The 23,471-nt window shown below is 43.8% G+C and carries 23 protein-coding genes and 1 riboswitch; of the genes, 9 read left to right on the top strand and 14 right to left on the bottom strand.

What is annotated here, in order from left to right:
* Positions 1-66: 66 nt before the first annotated feature.
* The 3 genes from LMH68_RS19985 to LMH68_RS19975 form a co-directional block, all read right to left on the bottom strand.
* The gene (locus LMH68_RS19985; RefSeq protein WP_136979512.1) at positions 67-1,089 is read right to left on the bottom strand and encodes an adenosine deaminase; all 1,023 of its coding nucleotides are present in this window, start codon (positions 1,087-1,089) and stop codon (positions 67-69) included.
* A 90-nt stretch (positions 1,090-1,179) separates the two neighbouring features.
* A riboswitch (purine riboswitch) is annotated at positions 1,180-1,279 on the bottom strand.
* 75 nt (positions 1,280-1,354) lie between these two features.
* Positions 1,355-1,849, bottom strand: a complete 495-nt coding sequence (locus LMH68_RS19980; protein WP_017066469.1) for a GNAT family N-acetyltransferase — start codon at positions 1,847-1,849, stop codon at positions 1,355-1,357.
* A gap of 166 nt (positions 1,850-2,015) precedes the next feature.
* On the bottom strand, positions 2,016-2,999 hold the full coding sequence (locus LMH68_RS19975) for a DUF2860 family protein (protein WP_102332872.1): 984 nt from the start codon (positions 2,997-2,999) through the stop codon (positions 2,016-2,018).
* Positions 3,000-3,254: 255 nt separating this feature from the next.
* Between LMH68_RS19975 and LMH68_RS19970 the strand changes: the two genes are divergently transcribed.
* Positions 3,255-3,752 (top strand): fasciclin domain-containing protein, encoded by a 498-nt coding sequence (locus LMH68_RS19970; RefSeq protein WP_017064709.1) that lies wholly within the window; start codon positions 3,255-3,257, stop codon positions 3,750-3,752.
* Positions 3,753-3,879: 127 nt separating this feature from the next.
* Here the strand turns inward: LMH68_RS19970 and LMH68_RS19965 are convergent, their stop codons facing one another.
* From LMH68_RS19965 to LMH68_RS19940, 6 genes are all read right to left on the bottom strand, one after another.
* A complete protein-coding gene (locus tag LMH68_RS19965; RefSeq protein WP_017060019.1) occupies positions 3,880-4,176 on the bottom strand; it encodes a hypothetical protein in 297 nt (98 codons plus the stop codon).
* A gap of 131 nt (positions 4,177-4,307) precedes the next feature.
* Entirely contained in the window at positions 4,308-4,565 is a 258-nt protein-coding gene (locus LMH68_RS19960; RefSeq protein WP_017060020.1) for a hypothetical protein, read from the bottom strand.
* 165 nt (positions 4,566-4,730) lie between these two features.
* Entirely contained in the window at positions 4,731-5,213 is a 483-nt protein-coding gene (locus LMH68_RS19955) for a GNAT family N-acetyltransferase (protein WP_229648131.1), read from the bottom strand.
* Between the two features lie 98 nt (positions 5,214-5,311).
* Entirely contained in the window at positions 5,312-5,626 is a 315-nt protein-coding gene (locus tag LMH68_RS19950; RefSeq protein WP_102332873.1) for a cupin domain-containing protein, read from the bottom strand.
* Between the two features lie 60 nt (positions 5,627-5,686).
* The gene (locus tag LMH68_RS19945; RefSeq protein ID WP_017060023.1) at positions 5,687-6,190 is read right to left on the bottom strand and encodes a YgjV family protein; all 504 of its coding nucleotides are present in this window, start codon (positions 6,188-6,190) and stop codon (positions 5,687-5,689) included.
* Between the two features lie 123 nt (positions 6,191-6,313).
* Complete coding sequence (locus LMH68_RS19940; RefSeq protein ID WP_065584627.1) at positions 6,314-7,114, bottom strand: PhzF family phenazine biosynthesis protein; 801 nt, start codon at positions 7,112-7,114, stop codon at positions 6,314-6,316.
* 575 nt (positions 7,115-7,689) lie between these two features.
* Here LMH68_RS19940 and LMH68_RS19935 point away from each other — a divergent pair.
* Positions 7,690-8,721: an ABC transporter substrate-binding protein gene (locus LMH68_RS19935; protein ID WP_017060025.1), complete on the top strand. Its 1,032-nt coding sequence runs from the start codon at positions 7,690-7,692 to the stop codon at positions 8,719-8,721.
* 3 nt (positions 8,722-8,724) lie between these two features.
* Positions 8,725-11,157 (top strand): putative bifunctional diguanylate cyclase/phosphodiesterase, encoded by a 2,433-nt coding sequence (locus tag LMH68_RS19930; RefSeq protein WP_229648132.1) that lies wholly within the window; start codon positions 8,725-8,727, stop codon positions 11,155-11,157.
* A gap of 224 nt (positions 11,158-11,381) precedes the next feature.
* Here the strand turns inward: LMH68_RS19930 and LMH68_RS19925 are convergent, their stop codons facing one another.
* Complete coding sequence (locus tag LMH68_RS19925; RefSeq protein WP_017060027.1) at positions 11,382-12,407, bottom strand: GGDEF domain-containing protein; 1,026 nt, start codon at positions 12,405-12,407, stop codon at positions 11,382-11,384.
* A 9-nt stretch (positions 12,408-12,416) separates the two neighbouring features.
* Positions 12,417-12,872 carry a hypothetical protein gene (locus LMH68_RS19920; RefSeq protein ID WP_229648133.1) on the bottom strand — a complete coding sequence of 152 codons (456 nt, stop codon included), beginning with the start codon at positions 12,870-12,872 and terminating at the stop codon, positions 12,417-12,419.
* Positions 12,873-13,333: 461 nt separating this feature from the next.
* Here LMH68_RS19920 and LMH68_RS19915 point away from each other — a divergent pair, with 461 nt between their 5' ends.
* The 6 genes from LMH68_RS19915 to LMH68_RS19890 all read left to right on the top strand — a co-directional run bounded on the left by LMH68_RS19915 (position 13,334) and on the right by LMH68_RS19890 (position 18,898).
* The gene (locus LMH68_RS19915) at positions 13,334-13,708 is read left to right on the top strand and encodes a c-type cytochrome (RefSeq protein ID WP_029235248.1); all 375 of its coding nucleotides are present in this window, start codon (positions 13,334-13,336) and stop codon (positions 13,706-13,708) included.
* Positions 13,709-13,745: 37 nt separating this feature from the next.
* The gene (gene ccoN, locus LMH68_RS19910; RefSeq protein ID WP_065584625.1) at positions 13,746-15,170 is read left to right on the top strand and encodes a cytochrome-c oxidase, cbb3-type subunit I; all 1,425 of its coding nucleotides are present in this window, start codon (positions 13,746-13,748) and stop codon (positions 15,168-15,170) included.
* Positions 15,171-15,785, top strand: a complete 615-nt coding sequence (locus tag LMH68_RS19905; RefSeq protein WP_017064719.1) for a cbb3-type cytochrome c oxidase subunit II — start codon at positions 15,171-15,173, stop codon at positions 15,783-15,785.
* Positions 15,782-17,938: a cytochrome c gene (locus LMH68_RS19900; RefSeq protein WP_229648134.1), complete on the top strand. Its 2,157-nt coding sequence runs from the start codon at positions 15,782-15,784 to the stop codon at positions 17,936-17,938. The genes LMH68_RS19905 and LMH68_RS19900 overlap by 4 nt, the downstream gene beginning before the upstream one ends.
* 267 nt (positions 17,939-18,205) lie before the next feature.
* Positions 18,206-18,433, top strand: a complete 228-nt coding sequence (locus LMH68_RS19895; RefSeq protein ID WP_004730426.1) for a PAS factor family protein — start codon at positions 18,206-18,208, stop codon at positions 18,431-18,433.
* 282 nt (positions 18,434-18,715) lie between these two features.
* Positions 18,716-18,898: a hypothetical protein gene (locus tag LMH68_RS19890; RefSeq protein WP_004730424.1), complete on the top strand. Its 183-nt coding sequence runs from the start codon at positions 18,716-18,718 to the stop codon at positions 18,896-18,898.
* Positions 18,899-19,066: 168 nt separating this feature from the next.
* Here the strand turns inward: LMH68_RS19890 and LMH68_RS19885 are convergent, their stop codons facing one another.
* The 3 genes from LMH68_RS19885 to LMH68_RS19875 form a co-directional block, all read right to left on the bottom strand.
* Entirely contained in the window at positions 19,067-20,359 is a 1,293-nt protein-coding gene (locus LMH68_RS19885; protein ID WP_102332879.1) for an alpha/beta fold hydrolase, read from the bottom strand.
* Positions 20,360-20,755: 396 nt separating this feature from the next.
* Positions 20,756-21,493: a DUF3726 domain-containing protein gene (locus LMH68_RS19880; RefSeq protein WP_017064722.1), complete on the bottom strand. Its 738-nt coding sequence runs from the start codon at positions 21,491-21,493 to the stop codon at positions 20,756-20,758.
* Positions 21,490-23,301: a hypothetical protein gene (locus LMH68_RS19875; RefSeq protein ID WP_229648135.1), complete on the bottom strand. Its 1,812-nt coding sequence runs from the start codon at positions 23,299-23,301 to the stop codon at positions 21,490-21,492. Before LMH68_RS19875 ends, LMH68_RS19880 begins: the two co-directional genes overlap by 4 nt.
* Positions 23,302-23,471: the final 170 nt, after the last annotated feature.

Genomic DNA, 23,471 nt, shown 5'->3' with positions numbered 1-23,471 from the left:
TTACCATCCACTTTAGTTGGCCATCCTAGCGCTTTATACTCAGCTGCTAGTAAATGGGCACTGCGGCTAGAAATTCTGGTCAAAATCAGCTTTAGCTAAGTAACCTTGAACAAGCTCTCGATATTGCTGCTTCAATGGCGCTTCAATAAAGCTCGCGTCTATCGCATTCAAACTAAACAGCGCTAACTCCTGATGCGTCATCTCATGAGCTTTGCTCACCGCATTAAAGTTATCCGACATGTAACCACCAAAATAAGCAGGGTCATCCGAGTTAATCGTTACAGCCACACCCTTTCTGAGCAGTTCGACAATGTTGTGGTCTTCCATCACATCGAATACACGCAATTTAATATTCGACAGTGGGCACACCGTCAGTGGCATTTTGGTTTCAATCAGCTCTTCGATTAGAGCTTCGTCTGTCATGCACTGGACACCATGATCCACTCGACTCACGCTGAGCATTTCAATCGCATCGACAATGTTTTGAGCCGGCCCTTCTTCTCCTGCATGCGCCACCGTCAAGAAGCCCGCTTGTTTTGCTTGTTGGAATACACGCTTGAACTTCTCTGGTGGGTGTCCTAATTCAGAAGAGTCCAGTCCAACCCCGACGATCTTATCTTGATGCTTCAATACCTCTGCGAACGTTTGAATGGCGCTCTCTTCAGATAAATGGCGCAGAAAACATGCGATGATTTGAGAGGTAATGCCCAACTCTTTATGACCCTGTTCAAGCGCACGATGAATGCCGTTAATAGCGGTGTCGAATGCAATGCCACGATCGGTATGTGTCTGAGGATCAAAGAAAATCTCAGTATGGATAACATTGTCGGCTTTACAGCGTTCTAGATAAGCCCATGTTAAGTCGTAGAAATCCTGTTCTGTGCGCAGTGCATCAGCACCTTGATAATAGATATCCAGAAATGACTGTAAATCATCAAATTCGTATGCGCGTCTTAGTTGCTCTGGGGATGAATAAGGCAGCTCAATGCCATTGCGTTGAGCAAGCTGGAAAAGTAACTCAGGTTCGAGCGAACCTTCAATGTGTAAATGCAACTCTACTTTTGGGAGCCCTTGAATAAATGCGTTCATATTTCACCTACTATGGATTTTAGGTGTGCACTTACTCTGAATAATAGACAGGAGGTTTTCTTGAACGCCATTACAAAGAGTAAGAACACAATTGTGATCTAAACCCTTCGTAATCAGCACTTTGCGGGAGCTGGTAGAGACCCCCAAACCATATCATTGGGGTTATACGAAGCAAACGGTTGCTACTATACAGAGTTTAATGGGAATTTCACTAATCAATTGCTCATTAACCGATTTCTAAAGCAGGAACCTGTTTGGTTCGATCTCAACGGTAATCTGGTCGTATTCTCGACATCAGCAACATATCGATGTACTTACCCGCTTTGAACGTACTGAGTCTTTTTGTGCCTTCTAACTGAAAGCCTACACGTTCATACAAAGCAATAGCGGCGTGGTTATCGGCATGAACCTCTAACTCAAGACGCACGAGATTAAGCCAGTTATCCGCCTGATTGATCGCTTCTTGCATTAACGCCTTACCGACCCCTTTACCATGCATATCTGGGTGAATAGCAATACCAAGACCAGCGCAGTGCCTGTCTCTTACCTTGGTGGTCATGAATAAAGTAATGTGACCCACTACTTTGCCGGAGACTTCCGCAACCAGAGTGAAATGGTCTGAATGACCAAACAGTCGCTCCACTTGTTCAGAACTAAGATAAGGCTTTTGTGAGGTGTTTTCTGAAACTGAAGGGCGGCGATAAATATCGAAAACATCTTGGCTATCCGTTGCTTCTAAATGTCTAATTTGTATTTCCAAAGCGCTTCCTTATCCTATTATTTCTATCCATAAGCTAATTTTCATATTACGGATAGCAACGGGAACCTACAACCTTTAAAGGTGTAAGTGCCCGAAATAATTAAACAAATAGTAAGACTGAACTTAAACTTCTGCTTTGATGAGTATTTTTAAAATAGTGTGAATATCAGAATTTATAATCCACACCCACACTCGCTAATACTTGCTCGGAGTTATAGAAATCGATATTAGAATCTATGCTTCTTAAACCCAGTAAAGTAATGAACGCCCAATCTTTATAGCCCATCAAACCACCAAACTCATAAGCTAAGAATGCACCGAATTCATTCTCTTCACGTACTTGCCCGTAAATTGGATTCGACTCATCATATTCACGATCACTTGCATCTAGGGTGACAACAAAACCATGACGACCGATTCTCTTCGCGTAGTTTAATTCAATACCATAACTATCGAAGCTGAGTGCTCCTCCTTCTGCGTCTGAGTGGAAATACACCATTGAAGGAACAAATAGACCTGCGTGGTTTGGTAAGATAAAGCGGTATCCTGCTTTGGCGTACACATAGGTTCTTTCCCTATCCAGCAGCACAGTATCTTCCGGAGATAAGCCTTGGCTACCAGATAGCTCTTCATCAACATCAGATTGCCCAAATGCGAGATCCGTTCGAAAACCAGTTCCACCGATATTAGTGAGCTGCAGTCGTCCTACATTACCTTTCACATCCGTTTCATTTCGATTAACGCCAACAGCATACGGATCCGTCCAAGCCTTACCCGAGATAAGCGTAGGAATAACAGAAAAATCCAATATGGTGCCACCAGAAAGTTGATATCGATAACCGATCTCAAACGCAATGGTACCTGTTGCAATATCCTCTCGTGTCGTACCCGCATACACTTGGTGAGTCAGCGATTCGCCAAAAGTATATTGAACAGTACCCAAAAAGCCGAGTAGCCCTTGGTTTTCACTCTCCCCTTCCTGGGTGTTGGTGGCTTGATTCGAATCTTGTTCAGTACTCAAATTACTACTGTCAGAGTAGAAACCGGCCAATACACTGAAGTTACCGCTGAAGCCTTCACTTGGAGCAAGGCCACTGTATGCAGGCATTGAAGCCAATGCAGAAAAGACTACTGGTAAAACAAACCTCATATTCACATCCATTACTTGAATAATCACCAAATAACTATAAGCATCAAATAACTATAAGCATCAAATAACTATAAGCATCAAATAACTATAAGCATCAAAATGGAATTATAACAAGCATTTGACAACATAAATTTATTCGCTTGACGCTGTCGATATCGCTAACCATTCACTCAAAGACACAACAAATTGATCTATCACGATTGGGCTTTCGTAATACCTCTCGAAAATAACGGACAAAACTCAAAGGAAGACAATATGTTTAATAAATTAATCAAAACCATGTCAGTGCTAGTTGCGACGCTTCTTTTTACGGCTTTTGCTCACGCTGATCACCACGGAATGAAGAAAGATATCGTTGACGTGGCGGCTGAAAACGGCTCTTTCAACACCTTGGTAGCAGCGGTAAAAGCGGCAGGCTTAGTTGAAACATTGAAAGGTGACGGTCCCTTCACAGTGTTTGCGCCAACGGATGAAGCGTTCGCTGCGCTACCAGAAGGAACGGTTGATATGCTGTTGAAGCCAGAAAACAAAGACAAGCTGATTGCAGTACTGACCTATCATGTGGTGCCAGGGAAAATAATGGCGTCTGAAGTGATGAAACTTGATAGTGCCGTAACAGTGCAAGGCGAAGCGGTAATGGTAGGAATTGATCACGGCAACGTGATGGTCAACAAAGCGCAGGTCGTGATGGCAGATGTTGAAGCAAGCAATGGTGTTATCCATGTGATTGATGCTGTATTACTGCCTAAATAATAAAGATGAACACAAATCAAAGGTTCTTAGAGGGTGTGACAGGCTCACACCCTTTTGACGTTTAAATACCAAGTTAAGATCGGTATCAAACTAGCCGAACCTGCCTTTATATAAGCAAGAACCCGGATTACATAAACAAGCGCCCGAATATCAGAAAGGCCGCCATCGATACCACCTTCGTGAAGACCACTACCCAGATGCAGTCACCAATACTAGAGTGCGTCGCTTTCCCGAGTAAGAACACAAACAGAATCAACCCTAACACCCAGCCTACTGTTGGAATCAATGACACTAGAGCAACGATAACAGCAATAGTAAGAAGGGATTTAAAATCTGCGACCACGAAAGACATTTTAGAGGCGATGTACATACAACATGCGGTGATTAATGCGTCCATCACAAACACTAAAGCTTCAATTCCCACGTTACTTCCTTCACTCAAATTAGTTGCAGTGAATATTATCGCTAAAGTGATGATTTTTCTTGAATAAGAGAACAAAAAGCAGGTGAAAACTGTGTCAAAAATGAGATTACCGTTCGTCTGAAGGCATAGGTTTATTTGTTCGAGTCTTCTAAGCCTTTGACCAGTGCTCGCGACCGAGTCTGATTTGCTTTTTGATAGGCATCAAAGCCATCTTCGCGTTTACCTCCGAACAAACAAAGAAACGAGTTGATGACAAATGAAAAGAATGAGATGACGACAACAAAGAGAGGAAATAGCCCCGACACCCCAGCATCTAAGGCAAGAACGCCAACAGCGAAGGACAACATCGACACCAATGTATATAGTTTAGATCTACTCACATGACTCATGAACAACACTCCTTGTATTCATTCAATGTTTAGATTAGACAAATTATCTTGCACACAATTTGAACTCATCGACAATATCAATAGATCAGGAAAAGTTATCCTTAAAAAGGTTTTTTAATATTTCAAACTCGGTTTCTGTATCCCTAAGAACACGAGTCCGCCTATTCAGCTGCCTTGTCCATCTTCAACTATCTTTTCCATCACGTAATTGGTCAGCTTTACGCCACGCATTTCGACTTCCTGTTCATTTACTACCTTAAAGCCAAGGTGCTCATAAAAAGGCCTTGCGGTAATACTTACTTCAGAGAAATATCTCGATACGCCACGAACTCGACCCACAGTGAAAACATGTTCCATCAACGCTTTCCCTACCCCCTTCCCTTGATATTCGTGGTGACAGAAAAAGTGATCAATCAAGCCACTTGGTTGCAGGTCAGTATAGCCAACTACGCAACCATCGAGTTCAGCCACAAAGGGTTGTAACCCATTCATACGCTTTTGCCATAACGCAAAGTCAAAGCTACTGGGTGCCCAAGCTTCGACTTGCTGTTGAGAATAATCTCGAACATTCACGTTACGTACCGTATGAAAGAAGATCTCCCACAGTGCTTTGTCATCATTCGCTTGATAGTTTCGAATTCTAATCACAACATACTCCTTTTTGTCTTAAGTCCTTTCTGAGGTGAAAATAAACAGCTGAATCAGCAAGCTTTATAACCTAACAGCCTCAGCTTTAGAGCAAGATATCAACGATAAAACACAGCGAGCCAGATCGTCACCGCATCTTTATCCGTCCTCAGCACCTTGTGTTTTTCACCTGCGGAAATATTGAGATAATCCCCTTTAGACAAGGTAACAATGCGACCATCTTCAAACTCGATGACGCCTTGACCTTCTATCACCATCACCCATTCATTCTCATCTTGATCATACCAACCCTCTTCCGGGGAGCTGTGTCCATGCGACAATATTCTTTCAATTCGAACACTGTCGTTGGCAATCAGGTCATTGAATATTTCATTGGGTATTGATGAAGGAACATCATTGTAAATGTTTGGCATCAAGCTCTCCTAGCTAGCATTGAATTGATTAACAACTTGGGCCTTAGCTGTACTGTAAACCTAAGCAGCGGCACTCTTTTTGAAGTAAAAACGGTAATAGCCCACCAAGTTACTGCAGATAAACAGCGCCTCCATAACAACCGCTGTTGGCGAACCAACTAAATAATTGTGAACCAACCAAAAGCTGGTTCCGATGATCATCAATTCTCTTAATCGACGGTCATCTTTATTGAAGGCTGCAAAGGTCTGAAATACGGAGGCAAAGCAACTCAATATGCTGGTCAGCCCTGAGTAAGTCACTGCGGTTGCGACCACCGACATCGAAGAAAACAAATATTTAAACTTAGACGAGGTAGAAAATACGCTCGTCAAATAGCGAATCGTGGCAATCGTCATTAAGCTCGCCGCTGTCCATTGTTCAAGAAGGATAAAGTGACTCGAAATAAGAACGCCAGCAAAGAACAGACAAGTGACGATTTTCTTCCTTTCCTTGAATTGGAATGACAGAAGATCAAAACAAATGGCTATCGCGACTAATACTTGGGAAAGATAAAAGGCAGACACGGTGATTCCTTCAATAATAACATTCCGCCCTAGCCGCTTCTTTCACGGTGAATAATCGAATAAAACATACTAGGCGGTTACAACAAAACAGAGCAAACAGCGCTCTAAAGCTTCTATAAAAATCTAAAGCTTCAACACACCACTAATCACAGTGGTCGCAGAGCCGATTAACTTTATTCGCCCATTAGCCAATAATTCAGTCGACATATAGCCACCACGACGAGACGCCTGATAAGCACTGAAACTGCTTTTGTTGAGCTTTTCTGCCCAGTGTTGCGTCAATGCGCAATGTGCCGAGCCAGTCACAGGATCTTCATTAACCCCAACCCAAGGTGCAAAGTAGCGAGAAACAAAATCAAGTTCCGTATTTGCTGCCAATGCTGTCACCACTACACCTCGCCCTTGAATACCTTTTAACGCATCAAAGTTTGGTGAAAGCTCCAATAACACTTGTTCGTTGGAAACTTCGATTAACTGCTTAGAGTCAAATTCTCTGAATGAAACTACTTGATGCGGATCTAAACCTAGGTGTTCAAGCAGCGTGAGGTTGGGTTCAGAACGCAATGATAGCTGTGTACTAGGAAAATCAAGCTCGATAGACGATTCACAAACGGCGGCAGATAATTCCCCAGATAAGGTGTTAAACACGACCTTATCACCTGTCTCAAGCAGTCCTTGTTCTTTCATCACATGAACCGTTGCCAGTGTGCCATGTCCACACAGCTTCACTTCGACTTCGGGAGTGAACCATTTAAGCGTCATAGTGTTAAGCGCGAGAAAAGCCGTTTCAGATACCGCCATCTCTTCAGCGATTGAAAACATTAACGACTCATCCAACGGCTCTTTGGAGATACAGACCCCGGCAGGGTTCCCTTTAAACGCTTGAGTTGTAAACGAATCTACTTGATATATCTCTAAATCCACAATGGCTCCTAAATGCACAACATTTCCCAAACCGGCAATCATGGCTCGTTGGGACATAACCTAGATATTGCTGCCCACAATAAGCACAATCACCTTGTGCTACAAGTCTTTAGCAACAACTTTATCGATACTTATTGAGAAACGAAACAAATGATAAACAAAACGTTATAGAAGTGTTTTTAGGGATAAAAGAACATTGAACATAAGAGTAAATCGCGATGGCAAAACAAAGGAATAACGACGATTAATGCGAGCGAAAACCCAAAAAAGGTAATCACCGCATCATTATTTAATGCTTAATATTTGCATAATAACTTGTAAGAATGGATATTATGATGAATATTAATTTAAATAATCCATTCACGGACAATAAACTGGAATACGTACTTGTGTTGAATACGATACGACGGAGTCATCCTTGCCTCACACGATAAAGGTTCGGTATCAAGTAGGAGTAGCAAGTTGCTATTTGCATGAAATGCATGAAGTTGAAGTTAAATTAAGTGCCTAAATTTGAATCATGTTGCAAATTTTGGGCTACGATTTAGTTATCACGTACGAAAGGGAATCCGTCAGTGAAAGCGTTTTGCGTATCAATACTTGCGTCAACATCCTTTTTGGCTAGCCCTGTATTTGGCCAGCAGCATGATATTTATCTCTACAATTGGGATGAATTTTTATCTGACAGCGTCGTTACCCAGTTGAGTGATACCTACGGCATCTCACTAAAGCAGCAATATTTTTCTGACGAGTCCATTCGTGATGAAGTGCTATTGAGTGAACGACGAGGTGCGTTTGAATTGGTTGTCATTGAAAGTATGAAACTGAAAGCGCTGGCTAAACAGAACTTATTCCACAACCTGAGCGACTTGCAGCAATCCCTTTCAAGCAACTTTGACTCAAGATGGGTGGATGGGTGTGGCGAATATGGAATCCCCTACGCTTGGGGGACATCCGGCATCTTATACCGAAGCGGAAAAGTTGAGACTCCCAAGTCTTGGGGCGCTCTTCTAGACCCTGAAACCAAAACCAGCGGCCGAATCAGCATGTATTATGAGCCTACGGATTTGGTGAGTGCTGCGCTTCTGATGAATCAATTTGAGCCGTTTACCAACAACGAACAAGAACTTCGAGTCGCTTACAAAACGCTACAAGCACAGAAGCCTCACCTTGAAAGTAATGAATACGTTGTCGATTATATTCGTCATCCCGAACACTTAGCCAACATCGACCTCGCCTACGGATACTCAGGTGACAGCTATGTGCTTAATGATGCCGAACCTGAGGCATCTTGGGCCTACACAGTACCTCTAGAAGGAACAACCTTATGGTTAGAGTGTATGGCTGCAATTAACAACGGAGAGCGATCTCCACAGGCAACCACGATTCTCTCCTTCTTATCGCAACCCGAAATCGCCGCTCAAAACGCAATGGATTCATGGTTTGCAACGCCAAGTTCAAAAGCAAAAGCACTCACTTCTCAGGAGTATCAAAACGATCCCGAGCTTTTCCCGAATAAAGAAGTATTAGATCGCAGCTACCTTTATCAGCCGTTAGAACCGAGTAGCATTCAAATTCGCAATCGTATTGTCGACAGTTTGAGATAACTCATGCCAGTATTGAAGAAGCTCTATTTTGTACTTTTACCAACGCTGACATTTGTGCTCCTGATAGCAGGAATCGTGATGTACAACTTCGCATCAAATCATGCTAAGCACATGTATTTGGACAAGGTGCAATCTGATGTGAACACCGCTTTAGTCGCGGCGGAATACGAGCAGCTCGGCTTGTCCTTACTAGTTAAAGATATCGGTTCTTCGTTGCAGTTCCTCCGCTACATTCAAAATCCTGGCGACTACACGACTCTATCGCTATTGGAAAAACGAGTACTCCGAGTATTAAGCCAGAATCACGTCAATCAATTTGGGCAACGCAATGTTTATATCGTGGACCCTAAGTTCAAATTAACGCTTTCGACTCTCAGAGCCGATCCTTTCGAGGGGCTAAAGATCCCTGACAAGATTTACGAAAGAGTCTTCGATATATACACCTCGTTAATAAGCAAAAATGAACTCTCCTACGAAGGCTTCTCTTATATCTCGATCAGTGGAGAGCTCAGATACTCGTATGTTGCAGCAATTGACCCTTACCTCCTTCCTCAAGACAAACGTGCAAGTAACAGTTTAAATCGCTACATCTTGATTGCTGACGGGCCTCTGATGCAACTCTCTAGCCTGCTAATCAAATACAATGACGATGACAATATTCAGTTCTTAATCGAGCCATCCTCAGACGCTGCCAACATTGAAAATACCCAATTCGTTATCAAATCAATTGAGCAAACCCAAGATAATATCAATGTGCAGATGACCAGCCGACATCTCATCGCGCAAGTAAATATTCGAGAACAAAAGTTCAACCATGAGAAAGCCATCATCGCTAAACAAACCTTGTTAGGTGGCTTTGGTACTCTCTTTACGATCATGTTGATCGTACATTTAGTGGTACGTTACCAACTCGTGCGACCGCTTAAAGACTTACTTCAAGAGATATCGATCGGCGGGCTCAAACTTAGATACTTCAAACGCTCATCAGGGCAAAGTGAAATTGATGGTTTAAAGAACGCGTACATAGACTCATTAACAGAGTTGAAGTTCGAAGCCGAATTCGACCAACTCACCAAGCTAGCTAACCGACGCTCTTTCATCAGACACCTTGATGTACGACTAAAAAGCTCGATGAGCCCACACTGCTATGTGGTTTGTTGGGACATCATCGATTTTCGTAAAATTAACGATCTCTACGGGGCAAAAGTTGGTGATAATGTACTGATAAGCTTAGCTAAAGCACTGAAAGAGACACTACAAAACCAACAAGCCTCTTTGGGCTTTAATTGCAGTGATTACTCTTTAGCCAGACTGGGAGGGAATCAGTTTATCGCGATCTTGGAGATGGGTAAGAACCAAGTGATAAACGAAGAAATTGAGAACATCAACAATACGCTGACTGGCACCACCTTCCTTGACTACTATGGGTTTCGATTATCACTCGCAACAGGTGTTTTACCGCTCGACACGCCAAAGTTCGATGAGATTTGGCACCGATGCATCGATGAAATGTTAGCTAATGCGAAGTCTCATAGTGATGGCGAAAGTCGTATTGTTTATGGCGAAGAGTTGTTACATACCTTGGAACGCCATGACGTTGTAGAGAAAAGACTCTTAGAGTGCTGCGAAAGTGACAACTTTGAACTTCGCTTTATGCCTATTTTTAACGCCAAGACACTTCAGATAGATGGCGCGGAGTGCCTGATTCGTTGCCCAGCCTTATTCGATATCGATGCGGGGCCAGAAGAATTTATCCCAGTTGCAGAAAAGAGTAACCTTATTGCCAGGCTCGACATGTGGGTCATTGGCACCGCGATCAAAAGCTATAAAGAGCTTTCAGAACTTCATAAATACAAGGGCACTCTGTCAATTAATATCTCGGCGATGGAGCTCTACAACCGTAATTTTGCCGACAACATCCGTAAAGTACTCGAACGTTATCAAGTGCCACCTGGCAACATTATTATAGAGATTACCGAGACCAGTTACGTGAAAAGTACCAAGCTTACGGTGCAGACTATCGAGAGCCTCAGAAGCTTAGGTTTAAAGGTCTCCCTTGACGATTTTGGTACGGGCTACACAGCGTTTAACCAACTTCTCCACTACCCTGTGGATGAGCTCAAAATTGATAAGAGCTTTATCGATAACATGGTAGACGACAAGGCCGCCCGCAAGATGGTCGAATCTATGGTTAACTTAGGCCACTCTTGTGACACGCTAGTCGTCGGAGAAGGTGTTGAGTCGATAGAACAGTATCATTACCTCAGAAAAGCCAACTGTGACCTAATACAAGGCTACTTCTTCAGTCAGCCACTCACTTACCTGGAATTCATCGAGTTTGTTCGAAACCATAACCCGCAAGCAATTTTAAACCCGCAGTCTGTTAGCAGTTCGAGATCTAACGAGCGAATCGTTGCACTCACTCAAAAGCAGTAACCTTAAACCTAAACCTCAAAGCCTCTCTTCCTATTCAAGCGCGGAAAGCCACTATAGCTATAACTAGTAGTAGAACTATCTTCATCAGAGCAGGAGCTCTCTATTGGCTGCACATTGAATGAGGAGGCAAATAAAGAATGGCAAAAGCCATGATAGTGAAGCGGGAGAATGGTGAGCGTACAGTCAACAAAACCTAATGATCTAACTTATCGCTGATGCGGGGATTAACTCTGCATTGTCGTTAGTAGCTCCATCATATCTTTAGAGCTGATGTTCTTCTTATGCCTGACTACAGCGTCAATCATCAATTCTAAATTCCCCGCAGAGATATAATCCTTGAGCACGTCATTGAATTTTTCCTGTATCTCATCACTTGTGTACAATTGCTCAGGAATGAAGAATAGAAACTGACTGCCACTACTACGAAACGAGATAGTACTTTCCGGTACCTTTGCCGTCAGGGACTTAGCAGCTGAACTCACCACCAAGTCTCCATATTCAAGTCCATACTTTTGGTTTATCTCACTAAGGTTTCTGATTCTTACAAAGTAAAGGTCGAAATTACCGTTTGTTGGATAGCTGTTCTTAACAAACTGCATGAGCGAGACTCGATTGCGAAAGCCAGTAATGAAGTCGGTAGAATGAAGTTTTCGTTTGATTGCAAAGTCGACGTAAAAAATCGCTCCTGTCACAAGCAGTAGCAACACCAGAAATACGCTGCTTATCTGATGCATCATCACCAACTTGTCGACCATTGTGGTGTTTTCTTCAATAACCGGGCTTTGAAGTCGAAACTTTTCGTTAATAAATTCGACCAGCGTGTTGTAACAAATATCAATTTTCTTCTGCAGTGATTCCTTAGGCAAAGCGCCTTGATTCACCAACTTAATTGAGGATTCTAGCGACTTAAATTTCTCAAACTCTCCGGTGAAATAAGGTTTGAAGTTGGCAGATTTAATGAAGTTAGAAGATTCGGTACTGTTGATCAGAATATCAAAGCGGCTCCACGTAATATCATAGGCTAACCACAAATCGTCGTAATTGAGATTATCCGAACGGCTCACCATCAAGAAATTCGCGTATTCCTTTACCAATTGGAAAACAAACCATGTTGCCTCATTTTGGCGATTAGAAAAGCTCTTGTTGATGTCATTAATTCGAGTAACGCTGTAGATATTGACGGATAGAACAACCACGGCCAAAGACAAAACAACGACTTTGATTGCGGCCATAGACAACAGCTTCTTCATAATTAGCCTCTACAGGTGAATATCACGAATCTGCCAAATCATCTTGGCATGGAAATCAGGGGTATTAGTCTCAGGATTCGCAGAGAGTGGGTAAATCAACCAAAACGGGCCTTTCTCTCTCACAGACATAAACTCCCCATTCTTTTTAATCGCAATGATGGGTTCATAGGTATCAAAATCTTCTTTGGGCACGGCAATTTTATAGTCATTCAATGCCACAAAAGTAACTTGTGATGATATCGGTAAATCCATATTTCCAAGCACCGTTTGTAACGTCACACCACTATAAACGGTCAGACCCTCGACCCAAGGCAAGGTGGTAGTAATTTCTGTCTGAGGAAGTGACAGGAGTTGCTCTCTACTAAAACCATGCTTTTGCCCAGAGTGGTCGAAAACCGTTAACTCTGAGGCTGCAAAAATCGAAAACGAGCAAAGCCAAAGCATCAACAAGAATACAGTTCTCATTCTAAACTCCATTTAAAAGGTCACTAAATTGAGTCTAGTATAAATTGACCATTTAACTTGTACCGATACCACTCAGATTGATTGGTATCACTTTATTCCGAATGCTCCTACACCTCGCTGTTTTTCAATAACTTCGCCGTTTCTCTGTCTCTTCCATCACCGCTCTCGTTCAGCGCTCCCTACCCGCTTGACGTATTTCTTCTCGACTGGTTAGTAAGAAAAACTCGTATTTTACTCTGCGTAAGTAAACCAATCAGCCTTATGAATACGTATCAAACAACAAAATTAACAATAAATATGAGTAAGTCAGTGGCGAGAATGCTGGTTGCTGCATAACCTTTAATCGAACGTAAGCAGCTTTAAGAGACTTAATAACGAGTTCCAGTCGTTTCTACTTCACCAGTTGATCTCGTGTATTGATCTTAGAAAGCTTACTCATTTCATAATCAAGGGAATCGAGAATGAGTTTGAATATAAAAAAATTTAACCCCATGGCGACACTTTCTACCCTAGTAATGACGCTGGTCATGTTTCCTGTTTCTGCTGAAGTTAATCAAGAACAATTCGAATTAGGTAAACAAAAAGCTAAAGTGTGTATGACCTGTCATGGCGCTGATGGCATCTCAACACAAGATCCCTACCCGAACCTTCGCGGTCAAAAAGTGGGTTATCTCATCTCTTCATTGAAAGATTACCAGACTCGAGAAAGAACCAGTGGCTTAGCGATTCTCATGCAACAACAAGCCGACACGCTCTCAGACCAAGACATCCGTGACATTTCCTATTTCTATTCTGTGCTCGGCAACGAAGCAGGCTCGCTCAGCGATTCAAATTAAGTCAGCGATTCAAAACCTCTAGGCAAGGAGCCTTGTTATGGAACAAGTGACAACGCAATACAGCATTAAGGTCGTGAAGTACTTCATCATTGCATCCTTAGTGTGGGCGATTGTAGGTATGATCATCGGCGTGATTCTCGCCGCGCAATTATATTGGCCAGTCTTAAACTTTGATTCTCAGTATTTCCAATTTGGTCGACTGCGTCCGCTACATACCTCTGGAGTAATTTACGGCTTCGTCGTGAATATCTTGATGGGGACGTCTTTGTACATTGCCCAGCGAACAGGCCATTGTGACTTGTTCAACAAAAGCCTTTCATGGATGGTATTTTGGGGCTGGCAATTCATCCTGTTACTTGCGGTCATTTCCTTACCCGCAGGCCACACTACCTCAAAAGAGTATGCGGAGCTTGAATGGCCAATCGACTTGATGATTGTGTTGGTTTGGGTGCTGTACGCGGTGTTGTTCTTTGGCACCCTTGCTAAACGAAAGGTCAGCCATATCTTTGTGGCTAACTGGTTCTTTGCTGCATTCATTATCGTCGTTGCAATGATTTTCATCGTGAACAACCTCGCGATGCCTGTGTTGGCGATGAAGTCCTACTCTGTGTTTGCAGGCGCTCAAGATGCGATTGTTCAATGGTGGTGGGGACATAATGCCGTCGGTTTCTTGCTGACCGCTGGTGTGATTGGCATGAACTACTATTTCATACCCAAAGCGGCGGATCGACCTATCTACTCGTACCGTTTGTCTGTGATCCATTTCTGGGGCTTGGTCGGCTTTTACACGTGGGCCGGAACGCACCATTTGGTTTATTCTTCTGTTCCCATCTGGATTCAGAACATCGGCATCGTTATGTCTTTGATCCTGTGGCTCCCTTCTTGGGCAGGCGCGTTCAATAGCGCAATGACCCTCCTACAAAATAAAGAAAAGCTGAAGTCCGACTACATTCTTTTATTCTTTTTCTCAGCGATTCTTTACTACTGCTTGGCAACATTCGAAGGTCCGCTACTCGCTATTCGCTGGTTCAACATGGTGGCACACAACACCGAATGGATCATCGGGCACGTACATTCCGCGGCTCTCGGATGGGTTGGGATGTCAGGGATAGCGGTTTTTTACTACTTCATTCCACGCTTATGGGGCCAAACCGATCTATGGTCACGACGACTGATTAAATGGCACTTTTGGCTTGCTCATGCTGGCGTCGCCGTCTATGCAATAGCACTTTGGATCGCAGGCATCGGCGAGGGATATATGTGGCTCGCTCAAAATGAAAATGGCGAACTGATTTACAGTTTTGTAGAAGCTATGGACTTTAAAGCACCTTGGCTATTCATGCGTTTCTTTGGTGGCGCGCTGTTTGTACTTGGATTGTTCTTAATGGCTTTCAACTTGTACAAAACGGTTCGTATGCCCGTAACAAATGATGCTAAACACACTGTTAATGAAGGAGCTTAAATGATGAGTAAAGACTTTACACATTCAATCGTCATTTTAATTTTGACCACTGTTGTCGTGGCCTCCTTCTCTTTATTGGTCTGGGTAGTGCCAAGCATTGTCCGTGGCGATGATATTGCCAAAGGCAGCTTAGCGATGCCTCTCACACCGATTGAGTTAGCAGGCCGAGACATATACATCAGTGAAGGCTGCCATGTTTGTCACACACAAATGGTTCGCCCTCTAGAGCCAGAAGTGAAGCGTAATGGTCGCCCGAACCAAGAAGCAGACGATATCTATGAGTTTCCTAACTTGTGGGGCTCTAAACGTACTGGTCCTGACCTCACTAACTTAGGTAGAAAGTATTCTGACCAATGGCATGCTATTCACTTAATTGACCCTCGAAAAGTCGTACCGACCTCGATCATGCCCTCTTACCCGTGGCTATTTGAGCAGACTCTGACTGGCGATGATATTAGCGCCAAAATGGAAGTGTTACGTACCTTAGGTGTGCCTTATACCGATCAAGAAATTGGTGATGCCCGTTTGCAAGTAAGAGGCAAAACCAAAGGTGAAGCTCTGATTCGCTATTTACAAAGCCTGGGTAAAGATACGTCACAGGAGGTATCACAATGAGCACATTCTGGAATCTATGGGCGGTACTCTTAACCTTAATATTCTTTGTTCTGATGGTGTCTGTTGTCGTTAAATACTGGCGTAGCAATCACAAGGCCGATCACGACCACACCATTGGCACCTTTGATGGTATTGAAGAGAAAGATGCGCCTCCACCTAAGCTATTATTTGTCAGTTATGCAGTGGCATTTCTTTTGTCTGTTGGTTATTTGGTGCTCTACCCCGGGCTCGGCGAATGGGAAGGGTTAGTCGATTGGGAACAAAGCGACGATAAGCTCAGTTCACCATCCACCACTCTCAATGAGCAATTTGCACAAACCAGTGAAACCACGTTAGAAGGACTAGCTGCCGTCCCAGAGATCGTGAACAGCGGTAGGATTCTATTCCAAACTCACTGCGCCGCTTGTCACCGAGATAACGCTCAGGGACAAAAGCACTTTCCTAATCTGATAGACCAAGAGTGGCTTTATGGTGGCAGTGATGAAGCTGTGATTCATTCAATCGCCAAAGGCCGGAACGGTGCTATGCCGGGTTGGAGTGAAATCATGCGCCCAGATGAGGTGGCAAAAGTCTCTTACTATCTAGCGTCTCTCAACCAACGTCATACCGATGTGCCGGAGATTAAAGTCGAGCTCGGTAAAACCTTGTTCGTCCAATACTGTTCGTCTTGTCATGCCGATGGTGCTGTCGCTAACCCAGCGATTGGTGTACCTGATCTTTCCGATGACATCTGGCTTCACGGCGGCAGTATTGAAGAGATTCAGCACACCATCAATTACGGTTTGAACAACCTAATGCCTGCGTTTGATGAGCAGCTCACCGAGAACGAAATACTCGCGCTTGGGGCTTATATCCGACACGCTGGTGAAGTGGAGCAACAAAGGCTCGCGAGTTTGAAAGCGTCATCTGTTGAGCGCGGAGAATATCTCGCTTATGCCGGTGACTGTGTGGCTTGTCATAGTGCAGAAGGTGGCGAACCCTTTGCTGGCGGCCTACCCTTTGTCACCCCCTTCGGCACCGTGTATTCAACCAACATAACGCCACACACTACCGAAGGTATTGGGACTTATGACTTCGATGATTTCCGAGCGGCGTTAGTCGCAGGTAAAGGCAAGAATGGTTACCTGTACCCTGCAATGCCTTACACCTCCTATCAATACCTCACCGACCAAGACATGGTGGATTTATGGGAATACATGCAGTCAATCACCGCCGTGCCGCGACGCAATGATGACAACAGCATGATGTTTCCATCCAATATTCGCTTAGGTTTGCTTGGCTGGAACATCGTATTCATGGATACCGACCCTATTGATTATGAAGTGCCAGAGGAACTCAAAGGAGAAATTGAGAATGTCGATAAGTGGCAACAAGGCAAATATTGGGTCGCAGGACTTGGTCACTGTTCGGAGTGCCATACACCTCGAAATATTGCCCAAGCACTGATACCAGAACGTATTTTCCAAGGTAACTTGATCGACGGTTGGAACGCGCCTGATATTACAGCCAATGAGCTCTATATCGATGGTTGGGATGAAGCAACACTCACAGACTTTTTACACACAGGACATTCAGACAAAGGCACCGCTTTTGCGGGTATGGCTGATGTAGTGAAAAACAGCCTAAGCTTGATGACGCGTGAAGATATTGAGTCGATGTCCTATTACCTACTCAGTGGGGACATCAACAACACCATTGCCAGTGATGCCGTTCAGTTACAGCCTAAGGGGTTTGATGAAGCTGCGTATGCCAGTGAAATCTACACCACGTATCGTCAAACTTGTGGGGCCTGTCATGGTGACGATGGTAAAGGTCGCGACCCAATCGCCCCTACTCTGTTGAATAATGGCATTATCATGCACAGCGACCCATTCAACACCATTGCGGTAACCGTTCGCGGCTTGCAACCCACCTATCTCGACAAAGACAGAAATTTCATGCCAATGGCAAGTTTTGAGGATGTACTGTCGGATCAACGCTTAGCTGAGTTAATCACGTTTGTGCGTTTAAACCTTGGCGACAGAAATGAACCGGTCACGGCTGAGCATGTTCGAGAGGTAAGAGAAACACTTGAAGCAGCAGGCTATGCAGGTGGATTACACACCACACCTGAAATGTACGAAAATCGAGATAAGAACATTAACATACGATAGGCGCTGTAGCTGTGCGTAGCCGATTGGCCCAACAAGCAGCGAACAGCACGTAACTTTTATGTTTGCCTAACAAGCCAAAAGGAGACCACTGTGTCTCCTTTTCTTTTGCCCAAACCCAAGTTTTCGATACTTTGCCGTACAACACAATTGTAACTAACTGATTACACAATTAAGCAGAGCTGCACATAATGCGATCAATCTCGCAGAACAAAGATGACACCAAGTGCATAATATGCAAAATTTTCTAAAGATGTACTAAGGACAGTTATGGATACAACTACACTCATCTACGATACGTTGGAAGGCCTGTCGAGCGCAAAGCCTCAGCAACACGCTCAAATCCGCCAAAATCTATATAACCAATTAGATTTATCATTTGAGAAGCAGTTGGCTTTGTATTCATCAGTTCTTGGTCCAGCAAGTGCTGGTAGATTGACCGATTTGGATAGTGCAGTGATGTCTGCACGCAAGATTGTTGGCTTAGAAAACAGCTAAGCAATCTTCAACCTATCTCAACTTTAACGCTGCCATTGTGCAGCGTTTTTTTATGGACGCTATTTACGATAAGTAAGGTTGGTTACGATAAATGCTGTTAGTTGCGATAAATACGGTTAGTTGCGATAAACGCGGTTAAGAAGATAAGTGCAGTTGGGTCTGTTTTTCAAGTTACACGCATTCTCATTTGGTTAATCTTATGTTCCATTTTTAACAGGTGTGTAACCACAATAATGGCGCTAATGTTAGTAGCACGTTAACCACACATCGGATGGAAGAATCATGAGAGTACTTATTGAATATACACAGACAGGCAAATACCGTGATCATGCGTGGGAAGCATTAACGATTCGTTCAAAAGGCGAAATTCAAGCTGTGACTCCCTCTTATGCGGCTCAGCTTATCGAACAAAACCGCGCCAGCTTATCGACCACTGAAAATCAAGATATCGTCATCCAACCTTAATGGCTTTAAGGGCTACCCCTCCTAGTTCCTTAAATCGAATAGTTCGATGACATAAAAAAACGCTGCACGGATGCAGCGTTTTCTTGTTTCTGGCGTGCCTTGTCTCTAACGTAAAGAGCTTCTAACTTAGATAGCTTCTAACCTAGATAACCTACACAGAGAATTGGATTATTTTGGCAAGTTTTCTAATGCATCAACCATCGTCATTAGCTTATCGACGATTCGCTCACCATCCACTCTCAAACCGTTGTGCTCATACTCGTTGGTAATCCACGCTTTCGAGTTTGGAATATTAGCCAGTGTTTCGCGGCTGTAATCCAGTTCTACGTACATGTCGTCTGCGTAAACGGCACACGCCATCGGAACCGTATTCTTGCTCAACTGCTCTGCATTGTACAAAGTACCCCAATCCGATTTCTCAGCTAATAGATTGGCGGCTTCACGCAATGGCTTCAACGTTTCTAGTTGGTCGAACATCCATGGGTAGACCATTTCTCCGGTAAACCAGAACTCACTACCCGATTGGTAGTTGAAGTGTGGGTACTGCTCACGAACACGATGTGCAGACCAGTTAGACGCTGTACCTTGACAGTAAATCGATTCATGCAAGATTGCGTAAATTGGGTTAGTTAAGTAACCCTGCTCTTGCTGCATTTGATTTAGGAAGCTGTAGCTCAGCTGTCTGTTACCGTTCACTTCAACAAACGCACTCTCCAGTGTGAAATACATTGGAAGGTTTGCTTCGCCGCCACCAAGATTAATACCTATTAGCTGGAACTGTTCAACTGTGAACACCTGACCGTTTGGCAGTCTCACATCGTTGTTGAGCAGGTAATCAGAGATCTCGCGACACATAGCTTGTGCTTGTGGGAACTGAGCAAAGAAAGCTCTGTTTTTGTCTTCTACACGCTTGTAAGTCGCACGATAAACATCGTCAGCTTCTCGTTCAATAGAAGGAATGCCGCCCGTCACATAACAACGCTGCAAGCTCTGTGGGAACAGTGACAAATAGCTCAGTGTACAGAAGCCACCAAAGCTTTGACCAATCGTCGACCATTGCTTAATACCAAACTGTTCACGAATCGCTTCAGCGTCACGAACGATGTTATCCGCTCTGAAATGCGTTAAGTATTCGACTTGTTGTTCTGGAGACAAATGCGCCAAAGTTTCATGGCTGATAACCGTGCTGTTGCCAGTACCACGTTGGTCTAGAAGCAGAACACGGTAGTTTTGTAATGCACGCTTTAGCCAACCCGATTGACCACTCACCCGTGGAGAAGGAAAACCTGGGCCGCCTTGAAAGTAGATCAACCACGGCAGCTCTTGCTCATCTTTAGCGAGATCAACCAGCTCACGTGCGAAGACTTGGATCTGTTGTCCATCTTTGGCTTGATAATCAAGTGGCAACTCGAAAGAGTGCTGACGGTACAGGGTGGTTCCATCAATAAAGTTAGCTTGCACGCTTCATTCCTTTTTATCTGATTCTAAAGTCATTGGTACGAATAAAAATGGCACCCTTTGGCACCGTAGTTAGCAAGATACGCATACTAGCTTGTAAATGAAACCGTTTGTTGAACCTGAATGTGAAGGTACTTCATTAAATCGCCAAATTAGCTTTATACGCGTAACAACTTGTGTCAAAACAGAGAGTTTAAGATGTGATCTATTGAGAAGAAGAACAAAAGTGGGACACAAATAAGAAGAGCTTAACGAGGTGAGGATACGTTAAGCTCTTTGGTTTTATCTGTTGTAAATGAGGTTTTTAGGTTGAACAAGCTCAGGCTTTATAGGTTTAGTTTCTATAAGCCAAAGATCTATAAACTGAGCTTCTGTAACTTATAGCTCTATAAAACAAAGCTAAGAAGCCTCGAGCTCACCTGCACCTTGAATTGAACGTTGGCTGTTTTCAACAAGGATAGCCGTCGCCGTTTCTTTCAACGCGCCCCACTCTCCATCGTCAACTTCAATGCCCTCGTTCCACGCCTTCTCTTGAGTTTTAAAAAGCGCTTCCGATTCAATGTGTGTTTGGTAGCCATCTGACAAACGTTCGATATCGAAATCCTGGACGGAAAGCTCGATGGTCATATTGTGGATATGATCGTCCGATGCCAGAGGCAAATCTGATAAAAACAGTTCTGGTGCAACGCAACCACGGTTAAGCACATACAAGGTGCTCTTAGGATTTGAGCCATTATCCCAACGTGCGGTACATGCGATGCCTTTCGCTGCCAGTTTTACAAGCTCACTGTACGCTAACCAACGGTTATGGCAGTTGTTTAGCTCGATTTTCAGCGTCTTTTTACCGACCATTTTTTCAATGGCGTAATCCATCACCACAGGAAGATGACACGCTAAGCTCGCCTTGTGCAGGTCCACTTCAACTGTGTTGTCGCTTGTCACTTGGATGTCTACAGGGCAATCGTCTTCTAGCCCCATAAAGTTGCTCGCATTGTTAAAATGACGAACACCATCCAAGCCAACCATTTGTAAATCTGCCACCATGTTCGCTATCACATCGGCTTCACCACATGTACGACGCATACCCAGAAAGGCTTTATTAACGGCCGCGACCAATTCATTGTGAGAAACGATCATAGCGATTTACCTCCATGTTGAGCATTGATATGTGTAGGAACGTTATGAGAGCCAGCAAGCTCCGCTTCACTTGGTAAGACTGGGAACACCCACTCGTCTTGATGAATTTCGTCAAGCAGCGGTGCGCCTTGGAAGAAGGTCACGCGAACCCAACGATCTGAGCGAGGATCAAACTTAGTAGCACCAAACATAGCTAGCTTGCAACGTAACAGATGCATCGGCAGCGACTCTTTATGAAGCACGTTCATTTGAATGTCGCCCATCGCTTTGTTGCCAAGCGTCCATACACGACGTGCTATCGCACGATGTTGCGGTTGTTTTACCAAGAACTCTGCTAGAGAAAGCTCTGGTGTGAACTGTAATAAGGAGTGGTACAGACGGTAAGCTTGACGACCAATATCTAATGGCAGCTCACGCTCTTCACCAATTTCTTCTCCTCGAACACCGAGCCTTGGCTCTTCTTTGTCCTGAGAGCGATACCAGAACCAGTAGTTGTTATCTGCTTTCGTAAAGTCGGTGGTGATTGCCCAACGGTACTTTTCTTCTAACACAACCAATAGGTCTTGGATCTTTTTGCCACTAGGAAGCGAGAGTGTTTCGCTACAATTCATATGCTCTTGATGGGCGTCCACTAATTCTGGGTACAATTCCATCAAGCATGAGATAAGGATTTCTTGGGCTTCCATACTCATGTGCTTAGATTGTTCAACTAACTGCGCCCATGTATCGCAATGGTTTACAGAAGCTTCTAGTGACTGTTCTGCGTGTTTTAACTCATCAACAGCGGTTTTGTTCAACTCTTGCTGGTTTTCATTGATGGTAACAACTTGTTCTAAATGACAAATCGCTTTTTTAACGTATCTACGTAGTGGCTCGATCAACGCCGTATCGGTCTGACTAGCCAACACGTCCGCCAATGCATGTTCACGGGTTGTCATCCATTGATCGACAATACTTGGGTGGTTAATAAGGTATGGCGCCATGCCTAAACCAGTCGCATTACCAACACCAAGGTAACGCTGTAATCCTCTATGCAAGGTAATCGCTTGTTCACCGCCTTGTTGCTCCGCTAGGTAATGAACCCAATCTAGGCTGAACTCACGCAGCATATAAACAGCACACATTTGAGCACTGAACGATTGATTAAAATCTGGATTCTTTTCCAAGATTTTAAAGTCAGCAATACCAAACTTACCATTACCATAAACCGCTGTGGTTCGTAGGATGTAGCCAACTTCCGCTAGCTCTTTTGGCGTTGGTTGAACACCTTTAGCCAAGTGACTAACAATATGTTCAAACACTCGTACACTTTTGTTGGCACGCGCTAAAACAAGCACATTGTTAGGGTTACGGCCTGCTTCTTGTAGCGGTACATTCGCACGAAGTCTCTCAAGTAGGGTGACATCAACATCACCAAGAACCAGAGCAAACGTTACGTCCCACTTTTCAGCAATTACACGGTCATTTCGTTCGTCGTCTGCAATCTCATCGCAGAAAACAACCAAATGATAAACATGGTTTGGCGTCGCAAGCTTATAGATAACATGACCAAAGCCCTGAGCGTCTAATTGCCATTCATGTTTGGTCACTTTCCATTCTTGCTGCGCCATTTTACGAATCAGAGTTCTAACGAAGCTGATACGTGTTTGGTGCATTGCACCTAGCCTTTCCGGTGCCATGACGACAGTCGCGTCACGTAGTGCTGATTCAGTGTAGGTAGAACGATGTGCATCCATTTTGCTCACCACCTTATAGTTATAGGATTTTGCTAGCCATTCAGAACCGATCGTTGCTGTCTTTTGAAGCATATATAGCGACAGTATGTTGGTTAGCTTTCACGTTTTTAATCGTTATTGATATTATCGAGGCAAGCGAACTCGCCACTTATTATTTGTCCTGACTAGATCGATTGACCTAAATACGTGCCGCCCGGTGTATCTTCACCAGTACGGTTTTTATCTTCCTTCCGGAATCTTGT

The organism is Vibrio sp. F13, from assembly GCF_020806305.2.
GTDB lineage: Bacteria > Pseudomonadota > Gammaproteobacteria > Enterobacterales > Vibrionaceae > Vibrio > Vibrio crassostreae_C.
The sequence above is the reverse complement of the archived record's forward strand: the minus strand, read 5'-3'. Positions and strand labels throughout refer to the sequence as shown.

Bases quoted from the DNA above. Each gene is read 5' to 3' on its own strand.
- LMH68_RS19920 (WP_229648133.1), bottom strand. From the start codon at position 12,872: ATGAGAACTGTATTCTTGTTGATGCTTTGGCTTTGCTCGTTTTCGATT.
- LMH68_RS19880 (WP_017064722.1), bottom strand. From the start codon at position 21,493: ATGATCGTTTCTCACAATGAATTGGTCGCGGCCGTTAATAAAGCCTTT.
- LMH68_RS19975 (WP_102332872.1), bottom strand. From the start codon at position 2,999: ATGAGGTTTGTTTTACCAGTAGTCTTTTCTGCATTGGCTTCAATGCCT.
- LMH68_RS19895 (WP_004730426.1), top strand. From the start codon at position 18,206: ATGGATACAACTACACTCATCTACGATACGTTGGAAGGCCTGTCGAGC.
- LMH68_RS19925 (WP_017060027.1), bottom strand. From the start codon at position 12,407: ATGAAGAAGCTGTTGTCTATGGCCGCAATCAAAGTCGTTGTTTTGTCT.
- LMH68_RS19915 (WP_029235248.1), top strand. From the start codon at position 13,334: ATGAGTTTGAATATAAAAAAATTTAACCCCATGGCGACACTTTCTACC.
- LMH68_RS19875 (WP_229648135.1), bottom strand. From the start codon at position 23,301: ATGCTTCAAAAGACAGCAACGATCGGTTCTGAATGGCTAGCAAAATCC.
- LMH68_RS19930 (WP_229648132.1), top strand. From the start codon at position 8,725: ATGCCAGTATTGAAGAAGCTCTATTTTGTACTTTTACCAACGCTGACA.
- ccoN (WP_065584625.1), top strand. From the start codon at position 13,746: ATGGAACAAGTGACAACGCAATACAGCATTAAGGTCGTGAAGTACTTC.
- LMH68_RS19960 (WP_017060020.1), bottom strand. From the start codon at position 4,565: ATGAGTCATGTGAGTAGATCTAAACTATATACATTGGTGTCGATGTTG.
- LMH68_RS19890 (WP_004730424.1), top strand. From the start codon at position 18,716: ATGAGAGTACTTATTGAATATACACAGACAGGCAAATACCGTGATCAT.
- LMH68_RS19985 (WP_136979512.1), bottom strand. From the start codon at position 1,089: ATGAACGCATTTATTCAAGGGCTCCCAAAAGTAGAGTTGCATTTACAC.
- LMH68_RS19950 (WP_102332873.1), bottom strand. From the start codon at position 5,626: ATGCCAAACATTTACAATGATGTTCCTTCATCAATACCCAATGAAATA.
- LMH68_RS19905 (WP_017064719.1), top strand. From the start codon at position 15,171: ATGATGAGTAAAGACTTTACACATTCAATCGTCATTTTAATTTTGACC.
- LMH68_RS19900 (WP_229648134.1), top strand. From the start codon at position 15,782: ATGAGCACATTCTGGAATCTATGGGCGGTACTCTTAACCTTAATATTC.
- LMH68_RS19970 (WP_017064709.1), top strand. From the start codon at position 3,255: ATGTTTAATAAATTAATCAAAACCATGTCAGTGCTAGTTGCGACGCTT.